The following is a 20999-nucleotide window of genomic DNA, read 5'->3' on the forward strand; positions in this document are numbered from 1 at the left end:
TATTACGTTTAAACTTTTTATTCGTTTTTATTTTCTTTTGTTAATGGAACATATTCAAAAAGCTGTACTTCATCATTATTATTAGCGACTAAAACAAGTTTCTTTTTACCATCTATCATTCTTATTTTCTTAGCATCTTTATCAGCAAAAAAACCACTTTCTTCGTTATCAATTGGGATAAAACTACCATTCCCATTTCCATAAAGTAATACTCCGGTACCAGCATCGTTTCGCATGGTTTCTATCTCTGAAGTATATAAATTACCAACTAATAATACATCCAAATGTTTATCATTGTTAAAGTCTTTTACAAGTATATCGTTTGTACTAGAGAATTGTGCGTTATTAGGTAAATTTGATAAAATAAACTTACCATTCCCTATATTTTCGAGATAAGAGGTTGCAAATGTTTGAGCTTCATAATGCAATGCATTATCGAGATTAGTATTTCCGTAAACTTTGTCTATTTCTAAAGATGCAAACAAGTCGTATTTACCTATTTTTTTTGTGAGTTCAGGAACTTGTTGCGCAGAACATGAAAACCCTCTTACTGGATAATGTTTTCCGTAATTATAATATCCCAATACGATATCTTCTTTACCGTTTTGATCAAAATCTTTATAATAAATATCAAAAGGTTTATCTACTGTCGTTTTATACTTATAATTAAGTCCTAAGTTTCCAACTATAAAATCTGTATCGCCATCATGATCAAAATCTCCTTTTTCAATACTAAACCACCATCCCCTAGAATTTTTAATCATAGTATTTTTGGGGTTAGTAAAATTACCTCTATCATTTTCAAAAATGGTAATGGGCATCCATTCTCCTACTATAATTAAATCTTGGTCCCCATCTTTATCAAAATCATCCCAGGAAGCGTCGGTTACCATTCCTAAGTTTTTCAATTTTGGTGCTATCTGCTGCGTTACATCTACTAATGTTCCTTTTTTATTTTCTAAAATAGTACTGGAAGCAGGAAGTGGGTATTCACTGGGCACTAATCGCCCACCTATAAATAAATCAATATCGCCATCATTATCAAAATCTTTGGGCACTACACATGCCCCACTACTTTTAGGTAAATCAGGGTTGTTTTCTTTACTAAAATTTCCTTGACCATCATTTATATACAATCTGTCTTTATACTGTTTTGATTCTAGAGGATATTCATTTCCTCCACTTACAACATATAAATCCTGATCACCATCATTGTCGACATCAAGAAAAACAGCATCTAAATCTTCTGACTCACTATCTTTTATGAATGAATCTTGTACTAATTCTGTAAAGGTTCCTAATGTATTCTGAATATAAAGTTTTCCTCTATCTCCTACAGAAGCACCTATATAAACATCGATAAGACCGTCATTATTAACATCTGCAACTGCTAATCCGGGACCCAACTGTGACAATTTATGCGGTAATAATATTTGGTTTTTATAATCATCAAAATCGTTTTCTTTATGTTTATGTACTAATTTTTGAAGTTGTGTAATCTCATTAAAAACAGATTTAGTTATGGCACTTTCTTGATCATGTTTAGACTGAGCATCATTCATGTAAAGTGAGAGCACTTGATTTACTTTTATATCTTTTATTATAGTTTGTTTATTATTTGGCCAATTCACAACTACTTTATCAATCTTATTTGTTTTTCCCAGACCAAAATGTACTGTTTGTTCACTGGTAGAATAGATACCTCGTACATTAGTAGTCTCTACAAACTGCTTTTTTTCTCCATAATAAATTGTAATCTTCGTCCCTAATGTATTTTTATACGTTTTATCACTAATCTTGAATCTCAAAAAATTATTTTGTAAAGTGCTGGTTGTATTATTTCTATAAATAAGTGCTTCTTCATTAATTGTATTTACTATAATTTCTAAATCTCCATCATTATCAAGATCTGCATAGGCTGCTCCATTTGAAAAGGTTTTTTGGTTTAGCCCCCAATCTTTCATGGTTTTTGTAAACGTATAATCACCGTTATTTTTAAAAGCATAATTGGTTAGTTTTTCTGAAGGAAGAATTTCAATAGTTTTTTCAAGATCTAAAATTTCCCAAATACTAACATCTCCAGCATTTGGATTATTTTTCACAAAAGTATTTGCGACATCAACTACATGATCCGCCATCTTTTTATTGGCATCTGTATTTCGTATATCTCTTAATAAACCATTTGTGACATAAATATCTTTTAATCCATCATTATCAAAATCTGCAATTAAATTTGCCCAACTCCAATCGGTAGAAGATACAGATGCCAACTCAGCAATTTCACTAAAAGTACCGTTTCCATTATTTAATTGAAGTGTGTTAAACATATATTGATAATGTCCGCCATTATTAACAACTGTCCAAAAATCCTTTGGATTCATTCCGCTCATATTTGATTTTAATCGAATATTATCTTCTGCTGCCATGTCTGCTACCATAATATCAAGTAATCCATCATTATCGATATCTGCAGCATCTACTCCCATACTGAAATATGACATGTGTTTTAACGCTTTATTTGCAATATTGGTAAATGTTCCATCACCATTATTGATATAAAAAAAATCTGGTAGATAAAAATCATTGGCGATATACAAATCGGTAAAACCATCATTATTGAAATCTGATGCAGAAACGCTATTTGCATTGCTGGTCCTTAACACTCCTGCTTCTGCACTCACATCAACAAAATGTGTATTGTCAACATTTTTATAAAGTTTTGAAGCATACTTCAAGTCATTCTTAAGATTGATCCCAAAAAATTTAGAGTAACTACCAGGGTTTGGAGGTTGATTAAGTAAAAAAAGATCCAGTAATCCATCATTATTATAATCTAGAAAAGTAGCATGTCTTGTTCGCTCATTATTTGCTATTCCAAACTTCTCTGCTTGTTCTGAAAACGTAAGGTTTCCATTATTTATGTATAATTTATTCTTTCTTAGGTTTTGATCATCATCATAAAGTTCTCTACATACATAAATATCTATATATCCGTCATTATTTACATCTGCTAGTGCTACTCCCGATGACCACCCTCCATTATCCTTAATACCAGCTTTTTGTGTTATATTCTCAAAAGTTAGATTACCTTTATTGATATAAAGTTCATCTCCTACTAAATTTCCACTAAAAAAAACATCTTGTAATCCATCGTTATTAAAATCTGCAACACCTACTCCTCCTCCTCCATAATAATTTGAATACAACAAGATATTTCTGTCTTTCTTATCGATTACATTGTTGGAAAAAGTAATTCCAGTTTGATCAGATGGCAATAGCGTAAATAGTGTATTTTCCTGTGCCTGAGCACTTATCAGAATTAAAATAAAAACTAAACTTATTGGTATTTTATTCATAACTATTACGATAAAAAAGAAGGGAAAATGGGAATCCCTTCTTTTTTGGTTAAATCAAAAACTATTATGAAAATAAAAATTATTCTACATCCCACCATATTCTGGTGGTAAATTGATCTGGCCCTTGTCTTGTTATGGCCTCTTGATAGTTCTGTGGATTCGCAGTTTGTTCTCTTTCGAAATATCGTAATCTTCTTGGTATTTGCCCGTTACTTTCATTTCCTGGAAAATTCACTGGGGTTAATACAGGAAACCCTGTTCTTCTCCAATTGGCATACGATTCAATATCATTTAAGAAAGTGCATACCCAATACTGCGTATTTATTTGTTCTAATCCTATTGCTGGGTTATAAGGGTTTGTTGTAAGATAATCTGCAATATCGCTATCGGGTATTATAGCGTTTTCACCATACAGTGCTAAGAATTTCATTGCTGCAGTGACACCGTTATTATAATGTGTAGCAGGATCTCCCCCGGCTATTCCCCATCTTAACGCTGCTTCTGCTAACATAAATTCTACTTCGGCATAAGTTTGAAAGAAATACGGAGCATCTTCTCCTGTTATAATTAACCGATTTGCTTCTGTATAGGCTTGGTCATTTGTTTCTCCTGTTAATGCTAATAATCCATCTGCATTTAGCCCATTAGGCAACCCTCTTTGCATAGTTGGATCCATTCGTTCTGCTTCTGTTCTTAAAATAGCGTTACCATCTGCATCAGTTTCTCCTGTATCTTCTGGCAATGAGCCATAAATTGTAAGCCTTGGATCACCATTTAATATATTTACAAAAGTATCACTAAGTCTAGAATCACCATCTGCACTAAAAACCTGTCCATTACCGTTTCTGTTTAGTCCATCAACTAACGTATGTTCTATATATGCTATATCATCATTAGATTGCATTACACCACCATCAATTGCTCTTTGCGCCCATTGTTGTGATGCAGCAGGATCTACTTTAATCAGACGTAATCCGAGTCGTAACATCAAAGAATATCCAAAACGTTTCCATTTTTCCTGACTACCCTGATAAAGTATATCTGCACTTCCTAATTGAGAAGCTCCAGTACCTAAACCAGCGGTAGCTTCTGCTAATTCATTAAGCATATCGGCATATATTTCACTTTGCGGATCGTATTTTGGTCTAAAAATACCACTTATAAATCCTTTCCCTGCTTCACTATATGGTACATCTCCGTATAAATCGGTAATCTTATGATAAATAAAAACTCGTAAAATTCTTACAATAGATACCATCTCTTCAGAAAATTCACCATCTGCATTAGTTTGCAATTGAGATAAAAGATCCTCTACTGCTTTAACCATATCTCCATACCCTCTTTCAAACCATGCACCGGACCATTGGGCATTATACAGATATTTATCTCCAGCCCAAACTCCTCCTGTAGCAGACATATGCTGGATCATAGTGGAGGAATAAATTAAATTTCCTCTCCAATTTTCGAAACGATCTCCTGCCGTTCTTAAAAGAGTATTTGTAAGTTTTGGTCCGGGATCTAATTGCAAAGCCGAATTAGGATCCTGATTTAGTTCTTCAAAGCCGTTATCACAATTGGTAATGGTCAATACTGTGATAGCTGTTAAAAAAATTTTCAATATTTTTTTCATAATATGACTATTATTATAGTATTCACTTAAAATTTTACATTCACACTCAATCCATAACTGCGAATTGGAGGTAGCCCAAAATACTCTAACCCCTGTGCGTTCCCTGCATTAAATCCTGCTTCAGGATCTATGTTATCTGCTTTTTTAGAGATAAAGAACAGATTTCTACCTATTAACGAAACACTCGCTGAATTGATAAATGTTCTTCCCAATATGTCTGAAGGAAAGGTATATCCTAAGCTAAACTGACGAAGTTTAATGAAATCGGCATCTTCTACAACCTCCTCTGCTATACCAGAAATACGGCCATAATATCCTTGTATTGTTGTAGGGTCATGGGTAAATGTAAAGGGATCTCCACTGGGGTTAGCATCTGTAACATTTGTGACTCCTGTAACTGTAAAGTTACCTTCTCTTCCTACTAATGTCTTTTTATGCAACCCTGTTGAAATAGCAGTTGCATTAGTTCCTGCATATACTTTACCTCCAAATTTTCCGTCGATAAGAAAATTTAATGTGAAATTTTTATAACTAACTGTATTTGAAAAACCAAGTGTTAATGGAGGAACACCTTCTCCTAGAACTCTCCTTTCTGGATCTATAACTGGGAGACCATCTGCATCGTATACCAATTGACCTGTATTGTTTCGCAAATATGCTGTTCCTAATATTACACCAAAAGGTTGTCCTACAACTTGACTAACGTTTGCGGCAAACGTACGAACATTACCAATAGTCAAATTACCATTATCTTCATCTGTTGCAATTACCTCACTTTCATTATAACCAATATTTACACTGGTATTCCATTTAAAATTATCATTTTGGAAAGGCGTTGCAGAAATTAAAAGCTCTATTCCTTTATTTTCTAATTCACCAATATTTGATAGTACATTAGAAAATCCTGAAGTATTAGAAATATTAACATTAACAATATCCCTTTTAGTTGTATTCGTATAATAAGCAAAATCTATCCCTAATCGGCTATTAAAAAATCGCATATCAAATCCAACTTCTATTTCTTCTTTAGAAAATGGTGTAATTGCAGAGTTAGGTACTGCACCTGTAGCAATCTGACCTAAAGGTTGGCCTTGATGTCCTTGCCCAAAAATTTGGAATGGTAAATTTAGACTATAAGGATTCGGTGCGCCACCCGCAACTTCAGAGTATCCTGCTCTTACTTTTCCAAAAGTAAACCATGAAGGCATTTCAAAAGCATCGGAAAATACAAAACTACCATTTATCGATGGATAAAATTCATTATTTGGACTGTCTTTACCCACTGCAGAAAGGGTAGAAAACCAGTCATTTCTTCCTGTAACAGTCAAGAATAAATAATCATTATATGATAAACCTATCGAGCCATAGATCCCCGATAATGCAATTTCTTCTAATCTTCTTTCACTTGCTCCAGGGTTTCGTACATTTCCTATAATTTCTAAGAAAGGAACTATAAAATTACTTCCCCTAAGATCTAATCTATCAGATCGTTGTGTATTTTTATTTGCTCCAAAAGTAGCATCAATCTTAAACTTATCGGTAATATCTTTATTAATATTTAAAAGCAAATCTGCATCAACTTGGGTAAGATTCACTTCTCGTTCTAGAATATCTCCACCTCCTGTTCCATCAGCTTGAATTTGGAAAGCCGTACCATATCCTGTAATAATTGTAGTTCTAGTAGTGTTATGATCAATACCTGCTCTTGCACTAATGTCTAACCAATCGAATATTTCATAATTAACGGTTGCAGCACTAATAATTCTGTTTCGTCTATCAAAAGTTCTAAACCTACTTGATGCCCAATATGGATTGGTTAAAAAAGGACTTCTGCTAATTCTTCTTTCGAAACCATCACTTTCTCTAGCTCCTCCTGTATCTGCACCCAGATCGGTTACATTTACATTTGCCGGTAATAGTGCTGTCCCAAAATTTGCATTTCCTGGAGCATCAGAAACTCTAGGTCTATTGGTTACTTTTTCAATAATATACCTGGCGCTCACATCTAAAGTTAATTTATTTGCTACTGTAGAACTAGAATTTAACGAAAATGTTTTTCTATTAATTTCTGAATTGGGAACAACATCTAAATTATCTAAATTGCTAATCCCAAATCTATAATTATATCCTTCTCCTGATTTGGATAAGGCAACTGTATTAATCAATGAGCTTCCTGTTCTATAGAATCTTTTTAAATTATCACCAACATTTACATATGGTCTTGAAACTCCATCAAATTGTACAGAACTTGGTATACTACCTAGTCTTGCTCCCCAAGATGTAAAAGCCGCATCAAGCGCTGCATCCTGAGTTGTAGGAGCGACTCCTTGAGTACCTTGACCATATTCTTTTTGAAAATCTCTAAAGCTAGTATCTATCTGATCAAAGTTAATTTGGTTAGAATATTCAACTCCCAATCCTTTTTGATTTTTTCCATTCTTGGTCGTAATAATTATTACTCCATTAGATGCTCTTGAACCATATAAAGCTCCTGCTGCTCCACCCTTAAGTACACTTACAGACGCTACGTCATCTGGATTAATACTAGAAATACCATCTCCTAAATCCGAACCTCCCCACTCACTTGCTGCACCTAATTGTGTGTTATCAATAGTCACACCATCGACAACATACAAAGGTTGATTTCTTCCTGCTAAACTTGAAGCTCCTCGAATAATAACCCTACTTGTACCTGCTGCCCCTGTAGAAGGTTGTGTGATATTAACTCCTGCAATTTTACCTTGTAAAGCGTTTATAGCATTTGTTGATTTTACTTCAGAAATAGACTCTCCCTCTAATTGAGTAACAGAATACCCCAGTGTCTTTTGTTCTTTTCTGATATTAAGTGCTGTGACGATCACTTCGTCAAGTTGTTCTTCTGATTCTGATAATGATACATCAATTCTTGTTTGCCCATTAACAGGAATTTCTTTTGTAGCAAACCCCAATGATGAAAAAACTAAAATCGCATCTGGTTTAGGCAAATTAACCGAATAGTTACCTTCAAAATCAGACAACACACCTACCGATGTACCTTTGACTATAACATTTACTCCTGGAATAGGCCTACCTACTTTCTCATCGGTTATCGTACCCGATACTGTCGAATCTTGTGCTTTTATTGTTTGAAAACCAACAAAAGACACAAACACTAGAAATACTAGTAACTTATTACACATATTAGATTGTTTAATTTACATTAAGTTAATTTCTGCTCTCCCAGGCTAAAAAAACCAATTATGGTTTCTTAATTAACCCAGTATAAATGTTATAATATCATTAACTTTTCGAAAAGTTTTTCGACCAATGACAATGCTGAAAAGTTAAAGGACAAGATTACGAAAACGTTTGAAGTCACTTCTTTTTATTTTATTTTAACATTTAGAACTACAGTTTCTTTAGTATTTATGTTAAAACTACTTAAAAGATCTATTTCAGGCTAAAATGCAACTTCCCTGAATTAGTGAGCTTTTTATGTGAAACAAAAAAGCTATTGTACGTTTCATCTCCAATTTTTATAGTATCTATATTTTTTTTACTGTTTACATTATGAGCTGTTATTACCAAAGTATCATTTTTGTAATACTCATTATCCAAGTGAATTATTACTTTATCAAATTTTGGTTTACAAAAGGTATATATTGGTGATGCCGGAGTAATAGGGTAGATTCCTATCATTGAAAATATTGCCCATGCAGACATTGTTCCTGTATCGTCATTTCCCGGTAAGCCATTTGGAGTGTTTTGATAGTGTTTATCTAATAATTCACTAACTTTTTTTTGTGTTCTCCATTCTTGATCTTTTACATAATTAAATAAAAATGGATAGGCTATATCGGGTTCGTTAGCCATATCGTACTGCTCATAATCAAAAACTTTTTGGAGTTGTTCTAAAAACATCTTATCACCTCCCATATTATTTTTTAGTCCCAAAATGTCATGTGAAACCATAAATGTATATTGCCACGCATTTCCTTCTATAAATCCTAAGTTTTTAATAAAATTTGCTCCTGTTTCAGGGTTATAGGGAGTTAACCAGCTACCATCATCATTTTTAGGTCGTAATAGATTAAACTCTTTATCAAATAGTTTTCTATATGATAGTGCGCGCTTCGAAAACCGTTCATGATTTGTTTTATCGCCTAATTCTTTGGCTAATTGCGCGATAGCAAAATCTGCAATATTATACTCTTGTGTAGTAGATACAGAACCACTACTTGTTGTTTTTGTTGTTAAATACCCTTTTTCGATATAGTCTCTAATACCTGGACGTAAAGGATTATCATCTAATTGATTTGCACTTTTCAACATAGCCGAATATGCTTTATTTATGTCAAAATCACGAATTCCTTTAAGGTACGTATCTGTTATTATAATACCTGCGGGATCTCCTACCATAGTAGTTGTTTCGGTACCATTTAATTCCCATTTAGGAAGCCAACCAGTTTCATCATAAATTTGCAACATACTTTTGACCATATCAGATTGCTGTTTAGGATACACTAAACTCATTAATTGATGTAGATTTCTATACGTATCCCATAATGAAAAAACGGTATATCTGGTATTCTTAGTTTCTAAAGTTTCTCTGGTTCTCATTTTAGGGTATTCGCCATTAACATCGTTTAGTGTATTAGGATGAATCAAAGTATGATATAATGCTGTATAAAAAACAGTCTTATCATCTTCTTTTCCTCCTTCTACTTCTATTTTTGACAAATACTCATTCCATTCTCTTTTAGTCTCATTTTTGATTTGATTAAACGTCTTATTTCGAGTTTCTTTTTCAAGATTTTCACGAGCATTTGCTATACTAACATAGGATATTCCTATTTTCATTTCTATCTGAGTAGGTTTTTCAAAATTATATCTCATATACCCACCAATACTATCTCCTGTAATTTCTTTGGTAAATCCTTTCTTAATTCTAGTATTACCATTATAATTACTCATCCAATCCGCTTCTATTCCTTTATACTTTAAAGGCTTTTTCCACACTCCAAATTCATTTGCAGGTTCAGAGAATTTTGCTACAAAATAAACAGGATATGCTTCTTCTGGTTTATAGTAACAAAATGAGCCTACGGTTCGAATACCTTCAATCTCTGTAGGGGAAACAATTTTCATGGTAGCGCCTTGCTCATTAGTTAACCCCAACCCTAAGTTTAATAAAATGTTTGCTTCACCTTTTGGAAAAGAATACTTATTTACTCCTACTCGAGTGGTTGCCGTTGTTTCTACTTTAACGTTGTATTTATCTAAAGTAGTCGTGTAGTATCCAACTTTTGAAATTTCATCAGAATATGTAGATCCGTATTTTGTATACTGTGTTTCCAGATCTCCTGTAGTTGGCATCGCTACAATTACACCCAAATCAGGACACCCTACTCCACTTAAATTTACGTGACTAAATCCCGTCAAAAAAGTATTTTCATGAACATAAGGTGTAGATAACCAGCGGCTATCCTTTTCTAACGGTAAATTTCTGCTACCCGCAACATTAAAAGGCGATACATTGACCATACCTCTTACTGCTATGGGGCCTGGGTTAGTAGTTCCAAAATTTGATGTCCCAATAAAAGGATTTACATATTGGGTAACGTCTATTCTATCTTCTTTGACAATTTCTTTTTTCTCTGATCGAAATTTTTCTTTTTCTTCTTGAGAACAAGAAGCTAGTAAAAAAATAAGTAGTAGGTGTATGAAACTATCAAATCTTCTTAAAATGTTAAATATCATTCTCATTTTTCTTTTATAATACCCCCTTAGAATTAAAACTAGAGTAGTTAATAAATTACTCTTTACTTAGTGAATATGGTACTGCATCAATTGTACTTGCCCAGTTTTTATTAGGTTTATTATAAAGTTTAAAATTTAATGTCCCACCTTTTTGAATATCTTCAAAATTTATAAAACTTTTATCATGAAGCACTCCATTTAAAGAGACAGAATTTATGTATACATTTTTTTTAGAATTATCTGGAGCATCTATGATAAATGAATTGCCATTTTCTAATTTTAAAGTAGCTTTCTTAAATAATGGGCTTCCTATTACATATTGGTTTACCCCTGGAGTAACTGGATAGAACCCCAATGCACTAAACACATACCAAGCAGAAGTCTGCCCGTTGTCTTCATCACCACAATATCCATCTGGTGTTGCAGCATATAACTTGGTAAGTACTTCTCTAATTTTTTCTTGTGTTTTATAGGCCGCATTGGCATAATTATATAAATAAATCATATGTTGAATCGGTTGATTTCCGTGTGCATAATTACCCATATTAACAATTTGCATTTCACGAATTTCATGAATTGTAAATCCATAATAAGACGCATCAAACTCTGGTGGCATAGAAAATACATGATCCAATTGTTTTTCAAACTCAGTTTTACCACCCATTAATTGTATTAAACCATCAACATCATGAAAAACTGACCATGTGTAATGTAGACTATTACCTTCAGTAAAAGCATCTCCCCATTTTAGTGGATTAAATGGAGTTTGAAAGCTACCATCTTTGTTTTTTCCTCGCATTAATTTTGTCGATGGATCAAATAGGTTCTTATAATTAAGTGAGCGTTTGTAAAATTTAGTAGCTAGCTCATTTTTACCTAATTTTTCAGCCATTTTCGCAATTGTAAAATCTGCATATGCATATTCTAATGTTCGTGCTGCATTTTCGTTGATCTTAACATCATACGGCACGTAACCCAGAGTATTATAATAATCTATTCCTTCTCGACCGACAGAACGAATGGGGTTTCCATCAGACAATGGTCTTCCTGTTGAAGTTGTAGCGTTTTTTAGGATTGCCTCAAATAAAATTTCTTTATCAATATCTGTCACTCCTTTTAAAAATGCATCTGCAATGATTGGAGCCGAATTTGATCCAATCATACAATCCCTATGACCTGGACTTGCCCATTCTGGTAACCATCCCGATTCTTTATATGTATTTGCCAACCCTTGCATAATATGACCATTTAATTCTGGATACATCATATTAAAGAAAGGGAAAACTGCTCTAAATGTATCCCAAAAACCATTATCGGTAAACATATAACCAGGTAATACTTTACCATTGTAAGGGCTATAATGAACTATTTCGTCTTTCTCATTGTATTCATAGAATTTTCTTGGAAACAACAGTACACGATACAGACAAGAATAAAAGGTCTTAATATGTTCTGTATTATCATCTTCGATTACAATTTTTCCTAATTCTTTTTCCCACTCATTTTTTGCTTTATTATAGGTTTCTTCAAAAGTATCTTTCCCTATTTCTCTATCTAAATTTAATTGTGCTTGTTCTAAACTTATAAAAGAAGAGGCAACTTTTACATGCACAGCTTCTCCTTTTTTAGTGCTAAACCCTATAATAGCTCCTACATGTTCTCCTTCATTTTCTTTAGAATTGTTTATTAATGTCCAGTCTTCTGTCCAAGTGTGATTAACTTCAAAATCTTTATCAAATTGAGCCACAAAATAATTATGAAAATTATTAGGCACACCACCACTATTATTTCTACAATATCCTATAATCTTTCTTTCTTCTGGAATAATTTTAACCATAGATCCTTTAAAAAAGGCATCTAACATGATATAAGATTGTTTTGCTTCTGGAAAAGTAAATTTAAAATGCGCAGCTCGTTCTGTAGGTGTAACCTCTGCAGTAACATCATAATCAGCTAAATACACCTTATAATAATGTGGTTTAACTGTTTCTGCTTTATGCGAGAACCAAGAAGCTCTTTCGTCTTCTTTATATTTAAGATCTCCTGTAATTGCCATTAAAGAAAATGCTGCATAATCGTTTATCCATGGGCTTGGCTGATGAGTTTGTTTTATGCCTCTAATTCTATTTTCATCATATTTATAGGTCCAGCCATCTCCCATTTTTGAAGTCATTGGTGTCCAAAAGTTCATAGCCCAAGGAGTTGCAATTGCCGGATATGTGTTTCCATTAGATAAATCAAAGGCAGAATCTGTTCCCATTAACGGATTTACATAATCTGTTAATGATACTTCCTCTTGTTTTTGAATCTCTTTTACTTTTTCATCTTTTTGTTTTGAATTACATGCCAAAATAAAAGGTACTAAAACGTGTATAACAAGTTTTATTCTCATTGATTATTTTATTTTATTGTATTACTATTTCATCAACAAAAAGCCATGGAGCTTTACCTGCTCCTTGATGCCATTTTGGAAGTTTTCCTGCGTTTTGAACTATTATTTTTAGGTATTTAGCTTCAACATCCTTTATTTTGATATTAAATCGTTTTTGATTTTTATCTCCTCCTTCTCTTTGATGTGTAGCATCATAATCCATCTCTCCTACTTTTTGAAAAGAAGTGTTTTCGTTTCTGGAATATACTTCTATCCTCTTTGGGAATAAAATCCATGAACCTGAATCTCTAAGGCAACTTACAGCAACACCATTAATACTTTTAGGTTCTTCAAAATTAATTGTGCTAATTAGATCTACCCCTTCATAACCGGTCCATTTTCCATCAGAAAAAAGAGTACTTCCTTCTATAAAATCAAAAATTTTATGTGCTCCGGGATATTTAGTAGATGGCTCATTTACAATTTCAAAATTTGTGACTTTATATTTTATTTTGAAAAAATCTTTTTCAAAGATTGGACTTGGTAACCATTCATCTTGATACATTTTTGCTTTTAACTTAGTAGATTTTACTATTTTAATGGGCTCATTATATCGAGTAGATGTACTGTCAGGATCCGAACCATCAAGACTATAAAATAGTTTTGCAGAACGGGCAGGATCATTAAAAACAATCAAAAGACTATCTGAAAAAAGAGATTGTTCTGTAATAAGTTTAGGAGGTTTTAATGGTTTGATTTCGGTAAATCCTTCAAAAATCCCTTCGTGGATTTTTGTTTTACTAGCTTTTTCTACTTGTCTAACAAATTCCTTATCAACATTAGTATTCCAAATAAATACATCGTTTAAAGCTATTTTTTCTAGAACTACCTTTAGGCCATCATTATCAACAGCTGTGTGATGAAGATTTAAAACCTTAAGTTTCTTTAAATCTATTAAATAATTGAGAGTTTTATTGGTGATTTTAGTATTATCAAGACGTAATTTTTCTAATCGCTTTAGGTATTTTAATCCTTTAGTCATATCATCTGTAAGCAATGTAGTATTCATATCCAATTCTACCAACTGCTCAGAGATTCCTGTTAATGTATTAACGGCTTCTTCTGAAATCGAGTCTTTGGTAAATTTAACTATCAATTGTGGTTGATTAATAGCAATCCTATGTACCGAAAAGCCAGCTTTCACTACTTTATTTAAGGCTCTAATAGAAGCTTCAGGAATATTTTCTATATCTTTTTCTATATAATTCTCTAATAGACTTATTAACGTATCGTTACTTTGATAAGCTAATGCTTTTTTCTTGAAATCTACACCATTATTTATCCAATGTTTTAATAACCATAATTCATCGGTAGTAATTTGATTTTTACCCGCAGGTGGCATATGTTCTTCATTGTCTAATGGCAATAAAATTCTTTTAATCATATGACTTTTTAAAGCATTTCCCTTTTGTACTAATGCCCCATTTTTTCCTCCTTTTTGTATCATCTCTTCAGAAATTAGAGATAATCCTCCTTTTTGTTTGGTTGCATTATGACATTGCACACATTTAGCATCAAGGATTGGATATATTACATCAGAGAAATAACGTAAACTATCTATGACTTGAGGTTTCTTCGTTTTTGTCTTTAATGGTGAATATTGTGTTATAAAATTATCCCCATGAGTTAATATACTACCAAAATGTCCTGTTATACTTATCAAAATAATAGTCATAACAAATAATGGGAAAAATAGTTTTTCTAAATCTTCTTTTGAAGATCTTTTAATTAGAAATAATACTAATGTCAAAATTGCTGTACCAATACCTGTCCACATATGAATATTTGTAGTACTTTCTTCGTAACCTCCTTCTAACGATAAAAAATAGCCTAAAACACATGCAATACTTGCAAAAAAAGTACTAAAACCTAATCCGTTCTTAATAAGTGTTTCTGGGTATTTTTTACGAATACGTCCAACAATATCGAAGTAAAACACTAATAGTAATCCCCCAATTGGTAAATGCAATATTAAAGGGTGAAAACGCCCTAAAAACAAAATAAACTCTGGTGTATTACTTTCTATTTGAACAAAGAACATTTGACTCAAAAATAAGTACCATATTTCGGGTATTATAAAATTCATGATTAGTTCTTTTTGGTATTAAAAATCCATTCATCCATAAATAGCCAGGCAGGGTTACCTTTTCCTTGATGCCATTTAGGAATGGCTGTAACATTAGATATTTTGATTTTCATTTTTTTAAGTCTCTTTGAAACTGAAATATTAATATTTTCTAATTTGGTACTATTACTCTCCTGCTTTTCTATTTTCTTTATTGGTCCTATCGGCATGTAATTAATCCCATCTTCAGAAAAATCTATAGAAATATCTTGAATAGGAAAAATCCATGAATCGGTATTTACTAAATATCCTATATCGATTGATTCTATATACAGGACATCATCAAATTCTACAATAGCTATAAATGGTTCTGTAACTCCTAGCCATTCACCATCTCTAAAATTTAACGTTCCTTTTTCACCATTTACTAAGGTATTTTGACCCTTACCTGGATATTGTTTATTCAAAGCGGTCTCTAAATCAATACTATGAACATCTACTCCTTTATTAAAGAATGATACATCTATTGCATCACTAGGTTTAAAATCTAAATGAAACGCCTTAAAAGTATATTTACCAGGTTTTGAAATCGAAATTGAGTTCGTATACTTATTTGATGTTTCATTTGGTTCACTTCCATCTGTTGTGTAATAAATTACTGCTTGATCCAAATCTAATAATGCTGTAATCGATGAAGATGAATCTATAATTACACTTTTTGTTTCAATTTTTGGATTTACTAATTGTACATCTTTGGTTTGTACAAAATGATCAGATAAATCACTTTTATTACTATTCTTTTTACAAGAATACATACATAGTAATACTGCTATCACAAATACACATCTCATACTCTGATTAATTTTATAGGATATGTCTGACCTGAGTTCCATTGCGCTACATACATATTATCGTCCTCATCAATACATACATCATGAGGATGTTGAAATAATTTTATAGTTTGATATAACTCTGCTAATGAATTATTTTTATACAAAGGTTTTGTAGCACCGGGACAAGAAATAACCTCGTTTTTATCATTCATGATTAAAAGAAACCCAGAATTATTTTGGGTTGCTCCTCTGGATTTGAGAACTGCAAAATAAATTTCATCCTTATGAATGACAGGTCGACAAATAAGTGCACCAGGAACTTCTATCGAAGACAAATACGTACCATCTAAGCTAAATCTTTTTAATTGATTTTGCTCTCTTGCTGTTACTAAAAGGACAGGAGATTCTTGATTTCTTGCATCTAAACAAATACCATGCGCATTTAAAAATTGATCATTTTCTATTCCCCTGCCCCCAAATATATTTAAGAGTTCCCCTTTATAATTATAATGTAATATAAATTGATTTCCGTAGCCATCGGCCACATAAAAATCTCCATTTTCTAAAATTGTTGTTTCAGTCGGTTTAAATTCTTCTTTGTTTTTATATTTTCCAGTATCTGCAGGATACTCTATAGTCATTACTTCTTTGCCATCTATGGTTGTTTTAATAACCTGATGACGTTCATAATCGGTAATAAATAAAAAATCTTCTCCGTTTTCTGTAGAAAGCGTTAATCCGTGACCTCCGGGATATGTCGTGCCCCAAGTTTCTATAAGTTTTCCAGATTTGTCATAGATTATGATATTATTCTTGACATGATTAGTAAGCAATATAATTCTTCCTTTAGAGTCTTGAATAATTTCATGACAGTCTTGAACCGGAACTTTGTTCGCATCTAATTTACCCCAATTCATATCAACTTTATATTGATGTGAATTATGGCCAATAATCAAATCTTTATGATAATCAAAGGAATACGCTCCAGAGTACATTGGTAACGTAAGTACCCCTGCAGAGGCGCATATTGACTTATGTAAAAACTTTCTTCTATTCATGATTTACAATATTATGCTATGAGATCTTTAACTACGTGACCATGAACATCTGTTAACCTAAACCTTCTTCCTTGATGTTTAAAAGTGAATTTGGTATGATCAATTCCCATAAGATGCATTAGTGTAGCCTGAAAATCATGAATATGCACTGGGTCTTTTATGACATTATATCCAAGTTCATCGGTTTCGCCATAAGTAAATCCAGGTTTTACTCCTCCACCAGCCATAAAAACTGTAAATGATCTAGGATGATGATCTCGTCCATAATTTGTGTCTGTTAGTGTTCCTTGGCTATAATTTGTTCTTCCAAACTCACCTCCCCAAATTACCAATGTATCTTCTAACAAGCCTCTTTGTTTTAGATCTAGAATCAAAGCAGCCGAAGCCTGATCCACATCTTTAGCTTGTTTTTCTATTTGTGTTGGAAGATTATCATGTTGATCCCATCCCATATGATATAATTGTACAAATCGTACATCTTTCTCTATTAATCTTCTAGCTAGTATGCAATTGGCAGCATAGGTTCCTGGTATCTGAGAATCTGGACCATACATTCTAAAAATGTGATCTGGTTCATCATCTATATTCATTGTATCCGGAACAGACGTTTGCATGCGATAAGCCATTTCATATTGTGCTATCCTACTATTAATTTCTGGATCTCCAAATTCTGTTTCCTGTTTGTAATTTAACTCACTTAAATAATCCAGCATTTTTCTTCTATCAGATCTAGACATTCCTTCTGGATCTTTAAGAAACAAAACAGGGTCCTTACCAGAACGAAATTGGACTCCTTGATGTAAAGAGCTTAAAAAACCATTACCCCATAACTTAGAATACAGCGGTTGCGCATTAGGTCGACCGGTACCTCTACTTAATAATACAGAAAAAGCAGGTAAATTATTATTCAGGCTTCCTAAACCATAACTCATCCATGACCCTATACTTGGTCTTCCTGATTGTTGAGATCCTGTTTGAAAAAATGTAATTGCAGGATCATGATTTATGGCATCTGTTTGCATAGATTTTACAAAGCACAATTCATCAACAACTTTTGAAACATAGGGCATTAGACTACTCACCCATGCTCTTGATTCTCCATATTGTTTGAATGTAAAATTACTATCGGTCAAAGGGAAACTAGATTGTCCAGACGTCATACCAGTTAATCGTTGGCCTTTTCTAACAGATTCTGGAAGATCTTGCCCTCTCATATCGGTTAGTTTTGGTTTGTAATCAAACAAATCTAATTGCGAAGGTCCCCCACTTTGAAAAAGATAAATCACTCGTTTTGCTTTTGGAGCAAAATGTGGAAGTTTTAAAGAACTAGCTCCTAAATTTAAATCTTTGGCAGTATTCGATGCATTAAACATACTTATTGGATCAATCAACGACCCTAAAGCAACTCCCCCAATACCTAATCCAACCTTCTTTAAAAAGTGTCTTCTATTATTATTATTAAAATGTTTAAATAACTCGCTCATGATCTTTAACTTTTAGTAATGGTTTCATCTAAGTTGAATAACAAACTAGCTAGAGCTGTGTACGCTCTTAGTTCTTTAGGCGGAATATTTTCGGGGATCGTTACGGTTACTCTTTGTTCTGTAACTTTACTTTCTAGTTTCTTGACAATTTCTGTCTGTCTTTGCTCATTTAAATAGGTAGATAGTTTATTAAGTTCAATTTCGTCTGGACTTCTAGACGTAATCTTCCTGAAAAGAGTTTTTATCTTTTGTTTTTCATCAAAACTATCATTTTCTAATACTTGAATTGCCATTATTGTAGCAGCTTCAATAAACTGAGGGTCATTCATAAGCACTAATGCTTGGAGCGGTGTGCTTGTCTTTTGTCGTTGTACAGTACAGAAATCTCTAGAAGCTGCATCAAAAGTTAACATAGAAGGTGGTGGCACTGTTCGTTTCCAGAAGGTATATAAGCTTCTCCTATACAAGCCTTCTCCTTTATCGGCAATATATTCTGTAAGTCCAACCCCAGAAGTTGTCTCTGCCCATAAACCTTTTGGTTGATAAGGTTTTACACTAGGACCACCAACTTTTTTAACCAATAGTCCACTTGCCAACAATGCATTATCTCTAATAGCTTCTGCAGGCAATTTATAGCGTGATCCTCTTGCTAATAATCGGTTTTCTGGATCTTTTTCTAATAACTCTGGAGTTATTTTAGAATCTTGTTGATACGTTGCGGATAAGGCTATTTTTTTTAATGTACTTTTGATATCCCATCCTTCTTCTTTAAAAGTTACCGCAAGCCAGTCTAATAACTCAGGATGTGTTGGCAAAGCCCCTTGGTTACCAAAATCATCGGCTGTTATAACAATACCTGCTCCAAACATTTGTTGCCATAACCGATTGACCATTACTCTTGCTGTTAATGGATTTTGATCATCAAAAAACCATTGAGACAGTCCTAGTCTATCTTCAGAATATTGATCAGAAAATGGTAGTACCTCATTTGGTAGTGCATATGATACTTCTTCACCTGGGGCATCATAAAGTCCACGTTTTAATAAATGGTTTTTACGTATCCCTTTTTCGTCTTTCATTACCATTAACTTTACTTCTGTAATTGAATCAGGTATATTCACAAATGGTAATTCAGTTTTAATAGTTTTCTGATCTAATGCTACATATGGTTCTGGTATTTCTCCATAGTCTATCTGTCCTTTTTCCTTTAATTGATTAAAAAAACTGTACATACCATAAAATTCCTTTTGCGATATGGGATCATATTTATGATCATGACAACGAGCACACTCCATAGTTAACCCCATAAATGCTTTAGCTGTTGTATTTGCTCGATCCATTACATATTCTACACGGTACTCTTCATCAATTACTCCTCCTTCCTGAGTGATTTTATGATTTCTATTGAAACCTGATGCTACTATTTGTTCTAAAGAAGCATTATCAATCTGATCTCCGGCCAGTTGCCATTTTACAAATTCATCATAAGGTAGATTTTTATTAAAGGCATGTATGACCCAGTCTCGCCAAGGCCACATTATACGTTCTAAGTCATCTTGATATCCATGTGTATCTGCATATCTTGCTACTTCCATCCAGTCTAATGCCATACGCTCTCCATAAGCATTAGAATTAAGTAATCTATCAACAACTTTCTCAAATGCTTTTTCAGAAGTATCTTTTATAAAGTTTTCAGTTTCTTCTATTGTTGGTGGCAAACCTGTAAGATCAAAAGATACGCGTCTTATTAACTTTTCTTTACTTGCTATTTCAGACGGTAAAAGTTCTTCATCCTCTAATCGTTTAAGAATAAATTTATCAATTTCATTATTTCCCCATGTTACGTTTTTCACAATAGGTAAAGCTCCTTTAACAGGTACTTTAAATGACCAATGAGAATCCCATTGAGCTCCACTTTCTATCCATTTTTTCAGTACCCCTTTTTCATACTCACTCAATGTCAAATTTGAATCTGGCGGAGGCATTAGTTTGTGATCGTCCTGAGTATATATTCTTTGAATCATTTCACTATTTTCAACGTCTCCTGGTTTGGCTGCAAATCGATCTTTATTTTCTCCTAAAGGTATATAAGCACCATCTTTAGTATCAAAACGAAGTCCTGCTTCGCGAGAACCTTCATCAGGACCATGACAAGCATAACATTTATCCGAAAGTATTGGTTTTACATGAAAGCTATAACTGATTACTTCTGGTATTTTAGGTATAGCTACTGTTTTAGTTCCTTTTTTACTTGAATTACTATGTTCACTTTTGTTTTCGGTCAACAGTATATATTCTTCATCTTGATTAGAGAACATCCATTTAACAAAAATGGCTGCTATAAAAAAAGCTAAAAAATATAGTGCGGCATCTTTCTTTTTCATTGGTTTACATCTTAAGGTT

10 protein-coding genes are annotated in these 20999 nt (G+C 33.0%); all 10 read right to left on the minus strand.

Annotated elements, in window-relative coordinates:
• Positions 1-17: 17 nt before the first annotated feature.
• On the minus strand, positions 18-3356 hold the full coding sequence (locus D1816_RS07135; RefSeq protein WP_118501855.1) for a VCBS repeat-containing protein: 3339 nt from the start codon (positions 3354-3356) through the stop codon (positions 18-20).
• A gap of 79 nt (positions 3357-3435) precedes the next feature.
• Entirely contained in the window at positions 3436-4986 is a 1551-nt protein-coding gene (locus D1816_RS07140; protein WP_066317955.1) for a SusD/RagB family nutrient-binding outer membrane lipoprotein, read from the minus strand.
• A gap of 26 nt (positions 4987-5012) precedes the next feature.
• A complete protein-coding gene (locus tag D1816_RS07145; RefSeq protein ID WP_118501857.1) occupies positions 5013-8165 on the minus strand; it encodes a SusC/RagA family TonB-linked outer membrane protein in 3153 nt (1050 codons plus the stop codon).
• A 250-nt stretch (positions 8166-8415) separates the two neighbouring features.
• The gene (locus D1816_RS07150; protein WP_118501859.1) at positions 8416-10725 is read right to left on the minus strand and encodes a GH92 family glycosyl hydrolase; all 2310 of its coding nucleotides are present in this window, start codon (positions 10723-10725) and stop codon (positions 8416-8418) included.
• Between the two features lie 55 nt (positions 10726-10780).
• Positions 10781-13117 (minus strand): GH92 family glycosyl hydrolase, encoded by a 2337-nt coding sequence (locus D1816_RS07155; RefSeq protein ID WP_118501861.1) that lies wholly within the window; start codon positions 13115-13117, stop codon positions 10781-10783.
• 13 nt (positions 13118-13130) lie between these two features.
• On the minus strand, positions 13131-15242 hold the full coding sequence (locus D1816_RS07160; RefSeq protein WP_118501863.1) for a c-type cytochrome domain-containing protein: 2112 nt from the start codon (positions 15240-15242) through the stop codon (positions 13131-13133).
• Positions 15243-15244: 2 nt separating this feature from the next.
• Positions 15245-16072 (minus strand): chitobiase/beta-hexosaminidase C-terminal domain-containing protein, encoded by an 828-nt coding sequence (locus tag D1816_RS07165; RefSeq protein WP_158597736.1) that lies wholly within the window; start codon positions 16070-16072, stop codon positions 15245-15247.
• Positions 16069-17112: a peptidylglycine monooxygenase gene (locus tag D1816_RS07170; RefSeq protein ID WP_066317964.1), complete on the minus strand. Its 1044-nt coding sequence runs from the start codon at positions 17110-17112 to the stop codon at positions 16069-16071. The genes D1816_RS07165 and D1816_RS07170 overlap by 4 nt, the downstream gene beginning before the upstream one ends.
• 11 nt (positions 17113-17123) lie before the next feature.
• The gene (locus D1816_RS07175; RefSeq protein ID WP_118501867.1) at positions 17124-18596 is read right to left on the minus strand and encodes a DUF1501 domain-containing protein; all 1473 of its coding nucleotides are present in this window, start codon (positions 18594-18596) and stop codon (positions 17124-17126) included.
• A 5-nt stretch (positions 18597-18601) separates the two neighbouring features.
• Positions 18602-20980, minus strand: a complete 2379-nt coding sequence (locus D1816_RS07180; RefSeq protein WP_118501869.1) for a PSD1 and planctomycete cytochrome C domain-containing protein — start codon at positions 20978-20980, stop codon at positions 18602-18604.
• Between the last annotated feature and the right edge of the window lie 19 nt (positions 20981-20999).

Source organism: Aquimarina sp. AD10, from assembly GCF_003443715.1.
Classification (GTDB): Bacteria; Bacteroidota; Bacteroidia; order Flavobacteriales; family Flavobacteriaceae; genus Aquimarina; species Aquimarina aggregata.